Source organism: Streptococcus mitis (genome assembly GCF_001074635.1).
GTDB classification, from domain to species: Bacteria; Bacillota; Bacilli; order Lactobacillales; family Streptococcaceae; genus Streptococcus; species Streptococcus mitis_E.
The window spans coordinates 1-913 of sequence record NZ_JUQO01000087.1; the positions used below are offsets into that span (position 1 = coordinate 1).

The 913-nt window shown below is 26.8% G+C and carries 1 protein-coding gene; it reads right to left on the reverse strand.

The features are described from left to right. Window positions 1-572: 572 nt before the first annotated feature. Window positions 573-913, reverse strand: a 341-nt coding sequence (locus tag ADI58_RS03775) for a GmrSD restriction endonuclease domain-containing protein (RefSeq protein ID WP_049521523.1), incomplete at its 5' end; no start/stop codon positions are given.

Consider the following 913-nt stretch of genomic DNA (forward strand, 5'->3'; position numbering starts at 1 on the left):
ATCACAGCTATCACAGCTATCACAGCTATCACAGCTCAATTATACCATTTTTAACATATTTACACAAATATAAACCAGTTTATCTCATCAAATAAAATTAAAAATTATTAATATATATAAGATGTTGTTATATTGTACAATCAAGAACAAAAAAGCGATTCCTCCTCTATCTATAAAATAAATCCATCATCGCCTATCACATCAGTTGATTTATATTCATTGTAGCTCCTGGAATTTTTCTCAAGAATATCGAGTAAATATCAGGTAAAACATATGCGTCCACGAAAAAAGAGAAAGCCCTGCCCTGAAAAGAGATCTAATTCCAATTGATATTTTAATGAATCTATTCCCTATCTCATATCTGTCTTGCCACAAACAAGGTAAACTTGACTCTATGCACTTATTTTAGAGGAAACAGTATATTAAAAAGAGGGGAACCCCCTCTTCATTGACTCTATACAATCTGCAAAGGTAAAACCTTACTAAATTGTATGAAAGATATGGATTTTATAAAAGATAAGAAAAATAAAAGTTAAAATCTATAGGCAATTTAATACCAATTAACACCTATTCTATCCTTGGGAATCTATAAATTCATGTAATTTATCTTTCAATAATTTTCCTCTATCTTTTATAAAGATATCATATATAGATTTATTTATTTCCTCCTCTCTTTCACATATATCTTTTTTTGAAATATGCACCTTATCTATTTTAAATACATCATTAATTTTTAAATATTTTTCCTCACAAGTTAAATTTTCCTTTTTTTTAGCAAATGATCCATTACTAATCTTTCTATTTGTTTCTTCTTTTAATAAAGTCAGATTACCGATTCTATTTTTCAACTTAGAATTTTTTTTATTAAATTTATTGAAGTACTGATTTTGAGGAATAATATGTTCGATTTCCC